General features: G+C 26.9%; 6 protein-coding genes. 1 reads left to right on the forward strand and 5 read right to left on the reverse strand.

Features of this window, described 5'->3' with window-relative positions; all coding sequences use genetic code 11:
- Window positions 1-24 precede the first annotated feature (24 nt).
- From A9758_RS02735 to A9758_RS02745, 3 genes are read right to left on the reverse strand one after another with little or no spacing between them, the layout of a single operon-like run.
- Window positions 25-735: a 7-carboxy-7-deazaguanine synthase QueE gene (locus A9758_RS02735; protein ID WP_048059769.1), complete on the reverse strand. Its 711-nt coding sequence runs from the start codon at window positions 733-735 to the stop codon at window positions 25-27.
- Entirely contained in the window at window positions 731-1,213 is a 483-nt protein-coding gene (locus tag A9758_RS02740) for a 6-carboxytetrahydropterin synthase QueD (RefSeq protein WP_011407002.1), read from the reverse strand. The genes A9758_RS02735 and A9758_RS02740 overlap by 5 nt, the downstream gene beginning before the upstream one ends.
- 13 nt (window positions 1,214-1,226) lie before the next feature.
- Window positions 1,227-1,790 carry a DUF366 family protein gene (locus tag A9758_RS02745; protein WP_011407003.1) on the reverse strand — a complete coding sequence of 188 codons (564 nt, stop codon included), beginning with the start codon at window positions 1,788-1,790 and terminating at the stop codon, window positions 1,227-1,229.
- Window positions 1,791-1,922: 132 nt separating this feature from the next.
- On the opposite strand from A9758_RS02745, the gene A9758_RS02750 reads away from it, so the two are divergent.
- A complete protein-coding gene (locus A9758_RS02750) occupies window positions 1,923-2,957 on the forward strand; it encodes a hypothetical protein (protein WP_011407004.1) in 1,035 nt (344 codons plus the stop codon).
- Window positions 2,958-2,965: 8 nt separating this feature from the next.
- Here the strand turns inward: A9758_RS02750 and A9758_RS02755 are convergent, their stop codons facing one another.
- Both A9758_RS02755 and A9758_RS02760 read right to left on the reverse strand, forming a co-directional pair.
- Entirely contained in the window at window positions 2,966-3,616 is a 651-nt protein-coding gene (locus A9758_RS02755; RefSeq protein WP_011407005.1) for a DUF5612 domain-containing protein, read from the reverse strand.
- Window positions 3,617-3,899: 283 nt separating this feature from the next.
- Window positions 3,900-4,550, reverse strand: coding sequence for a DUF5612 domain-containing protein (locus A9758_RS02760; RefSeq protein ID WP_011407006.1), 651 nt, complete (start codon window positions 4,548-4,550; stop codon window positions 3,900-3,902).
- Window positions 4,551-4,733 lie beyond the last annotated feature (183 nt).

Below are 4,733 nucleotides of genomic sequence, written 5' to 3' on the forward strand. Positions count from 1 at the left end.
ATTAATAAAATATAGAATAATTTCTTATTCTACATTCAAATATTTATGTATTTGAGGTATTATTGATACAGAATGATTTTTTCCAATAATTTCAGATATTTTAAAGAGATTATCCTTTTTATCCCATAATTCCATAGGACTTACTGGTTGAATTATTATTTCTACTTCTTTTGATATGTCATTAATATCTTTCATTATTTTATTTATAACATTTATTGGTGTTGTTGGAGAAACAACTATTTTAATATAATATTTCTGATTATTTAGTTGCATTACTTCTATTGATTTTAATTCATTTTCATAAACTTCTATCCATTCATCCTTAGAATTAAAATGTTCTGGTAACTTAATATCCATTGATACAATATCAATTACATCATTTAAGTTATCCAATTCAATTGGTTTTGTTGCATTTGTTTCAAGCATTGCTTTGTAGGGATATTTTTTTAGAAAATCATGTATATAATCTGAGTGAAGTAATGGTTCTCCACCAGTTATTTCCAATGAATCAAAGTCAGGAGTCATTAGTTTTTGAATTTCTTCATTTAATTGATCATATGAATATTCCTTACCCAACTGATTTGTTTTACTATTTTCTGTGTCACAGTATTTACAATTAATATTACATCCTGCAAATCTAATAAATATTTGACGTTTACCAATTAAGAGACCTTCTCCTTGTATACTTGAAAATATTTCTATTATTTTATGAGTAATTGAGGAATCCTCCTTAATTTAATGGTTTATGATAAGATGCTCCTTGACCTATTCCTTCATTTACTTGTACTTCAATATAGTCTAGAGTTGTTGTATCGATATTTTCAACTATTAAATCTGTGATATACACAGATAATGATTCTGCTGTTGTTGAAACTATTGGAAGTAGCACTACATCACATTTAGGTAATTTATATTCAAGTTTATCCAATACTTTAAATTCAACAGTTTCATCATCCTCATAAGTTATTTCTAAATCTGGACTTTCCACAGGTATTAATACTCTATGATCTAGTGTTTTACAGATTTTTCTTGTAATGGATTTAAGTACTTTGAAGTCTATTACAAATCCAAATTTTCCTGAACGTTCACCTTCTACTTCCACATCAACAATATAACTATGTCCATGAATTTTTCCACAGGATTCATGTCCTATAACCATATGTGCTGCTGAAAATCTTAAATTTGTATGTATTCCATCTAAATTTACTTTCATATTTTTTTGCCTCTTAGAATACTTTTGTTTTTGTTATATCTTTATCTATTGTTTCAATCATTTCTATATATGTATTTGCAATATCATCTTGTAATTGATGTATTTTATTAACATCCATATTATCCTCTAGAGCAGATGTTTCTACATCATCTGGTGTTCCTTCTGTTGTAATATTTAGTGCAAAGTGCATTTTCATTGAACTAATAGATGCTGTTGCTATGGATACTGATAATTTTTTATTGTTAATAAATATATCATCACCATCTTGTGTTGTTTTAATACCATAATCCAGTAGTTTATCTCTTGTTATCATAACCAGTATTCTTTGTCTATGATATGCTAATTTTAGATTTCCTGGTTGTTCATCAAAATGTTCCACTATGAAATTTAACATCAAATTTCCTTTTATATCAAGTCCCACATCTTCATAATCTATTAAATTATCACCTAGTATGTTCATAGGTCCTACCCATGAAACTATGGTTGAATCTTTTACTTTAAATTCTTGAAATGCCCATGAAGGATTTATTTGACTTCCATCATATTCATTACCATCTATCCATTTTAAGTACTGCATTTTATCATCTCATATAATATTTATTTATTCCAATTATCATAAAACTATGTTCAGTTTATCAAAACTATTATATATTAATATTATTTCATTCATAAGATTTAATTAGTAAAGTTTTTTAGGGAATAGTTTTATATGAATGTTAGACCACGTTATTTTATTGAAACAAAAGACAGTTTATTTTTTGCTGTTAACACTTATTATCATCCAGAAGATGCTGTTATTGCATTTTTAAGATACATTCCATGTGTTGATGGTGATAGAGAATTAAATGGTACTTTTTATAAGAAAGTTGATAGTAATCAAGCATATGATTATATTAAAAAGAATCATCCTAATTACCTATTTGATTGGAATGTTGAAAATAAAAAGATGATGGGTGTTCCACTAGAGGATATTAAAGAAATACACAGTCCTATTGATAGATTAAAAGAAATAATAAACGATGATTCACCTAATCCTTTTTATGAAAAGGTACGTTTACTTGCAAACATTTTTCATAATGAAGCAAACATTAGCTATGATAATATGGGTATTACTGGTTCTACTCTTGCAAGATTAGAAAAAGTTGATAGCTCTGATATTGATTTTATTGTATTTGGATTAGATAATCATAAAAAAGCTCGTCAATTATATGGTAGACTAAAAGATGATAAAAATAGCCCCCTGGATAGAATCAAGGGTAATTTTTGGAACAAAGTATATAATAAAAGAATAAAGGATGGTTCATTATCATTTGATGAGTTTATTTGGTATGAATCTAGAAAAAACAACAGAGGTCTTATTAAAGGTACTTTATTTGATATTTTATCTACCATGAATTCTGAAGACTTATCTATTGAAGAAAATGTATATTATAAACAAATTGCTTCTATGAAAATTAAATGTAAAATCATAGATGATAGTCAATCTTTTGATACTCCATCTATATATCAAGTATCTAATGTTGAAATTTTAGAAGGTCCTTCCATAAATATTGAAAAAATAGTATCATTTACACATACTTATGCTGGAGAAGTTATAAATAATGAAGAAGTTATTGCATCTGGTGTATGTGAAGAAGTAACCCATCTAGAAAATGGTAAAAAAACATACAACTTAATTATAGGTACAACACGAGAATCTATAAATGAATATGTAAAACTAGAAAAAAGTCCATTATACTTATAAAAAAAGAATTAAAGTACTTCTTTAATTCTACTAATATCAAGATTAGATGTTTCTGAAATAGCCATAACAGCCATAACACCTGCTTGAACTGGATCTGTTACAACTAAATCTAAATGGTTAATTAAAGAATCATTTCCATTAAGACCCACTATTTTAATATTGTAGTTATTTTTTATTTCATCAATTACCCCTATTATTGAATCTTCAATTTCTGATTCAGCAAGTACTATGCATGAAACACGAGGTAAATACCCTATAGCTTCTAATGCTTCAATTATATTTTTTTCTCCTGTTAAAGGTAATGTATCAATACTTATACGTTCACCACGAATATTATGACGATCTGCTTCAGTAATTGCACCTAAGACAACCTGTGATACCTGAATACCCGTTCCTATTATAATAATCCTTTTACCCCAAATTTCATCTGTAGGAAAGAATTTAACTACTTCCATAACCCCTGAAAAACCACGTAATTCAGAAATCAAACAGTCAATATCAACCACATTTTCTAATTCAACATATAAAAAAGCAGTATTTTCTGATTCGACACGAAATTGTGTGTAAACAAGGCCATACCCCTTCTTTGAAATATGACCCAATAGCTTCTCTAGAATATGTACCTTATTTTTAGTTGTTATTTCTATTGCATCAACCATTCTTAATCCCATACCCTTAAAACTTTTTTAAGTTATGTACTTCAATAATAACTAAAATATAACTTATTACATATTTTTTAGAGTTTTTTATTAATATATTTTTGTTATATGAAGTATTGACTAATATAGTATGAGAATAAAAATACTCTTTCTGATAATAATATAATTACTAAAAATACAATAGTATTCCCATAACATATTATTAAAAATAACTTAAATTCTAAAAAGATTATAAAATAAAGATTCTACAATTATTAAAAAAAAATAAAAAGAGGATATTGTCCTAGAGTACTTCATCAACTCTATCAATATCAAATTTAGCAGTTTTTGCTATTGACATTACAGCCATAACACCTGCTTGAACTGGATCTGTTACAACTAAATCAGCATGGTCTCTTACAGAACCAACCATATTAAGACTTATTACTTTAACTCCATATTTATTTTTTATTTCATCAATAGCATCCACAATAGATCCACCCATTAATGATCCAGCAAGTACTAAACAACCCACTCTAGGTAAACATCCAACGGCACGTACAGCTTCAGTTAATTTTTTTTCTCCAGCCAGTGGTAATGTATCAACACTTATACGTTCACCACGAATATTATGACGATCTGCTTCGGTAATTGCACCTAATGCTACTTGAGATACTTGTGCTCCACCACCAACTATGATGATTCTTTTACCCCATACTTTATCCATAGAAGGAGATAGTTTTACTTCTTTGACTTCTGGAAATTCCATTATTTCAGAAAGTACTTCTTCAATATTATCCACATGATCTAATTCTATATATGTAGAAGCATGATCATCAGATTCCATATATAAATGGGTATAGACAATATTAATTCCATTTTTTGCAAGATAATCAGTTACTTTTCTTAAAACTCCTGGTTTATCTATTGTCCTCATATTTATTGCATCTATCATCGTATCTCACGGTCCACTATTTTTTTAAATATATTATAATCATAATTATATTTATTATTTATTCTTTCTATTAATTAAAAATTTTTAATAATATAAATTAAGTTATGTTTTCATATCTTTTGAATAATATAATAATAAATCTTCATTTAATAAAAATAATTAATAAAATATTATTAAAAAAAA

The organism is Methanosphaera sp. A6 (genome assembly GCF_001729395.1).
GTDB classification, from domain to species: Archaea; Methanobacteriota; Methanobacteria; order Methanobacteriales; family Methanobacteriaceae; genus Methanosphaera; species Methanosphaera stadtmanae.

Coding starts and splice junctions, on each gene's coding strand:
- A9758_RS02750 (WP_011407004.1), top strand. CDS start 1,923: ATGAATGTTAGACCACGTTATTTTATTGAAACAAAAGACAGTTTATTT.
- A9758_RS02755 (WP_011407005.1), bottom strand. CDS start 3,616: ATGGTTGATGCAATAGAAATAACAACTAAAAATAAGGTACATATTCTA.
- A9758_RS02760 (WP_011407006.1), bottom strand. CDS start 4,550: ATGATAGATGCAATAAATATGAGGACAATAGATAAACCAGGAGTTTTA.
- A9758_RS02740 (WP_011407002.1), bottom strand. CDS start 1,213: ATGAAAGTAAATTTAGATGGAATACATACAAATTTAAGATTTTCAGCA.
- A9758_RS02745 (WP_011407003.1), bottom strand. CDS start 1,790: ATGCAGTACTTAAAATGGATAGATGGTAATGAATATGATGGAAGTCAA.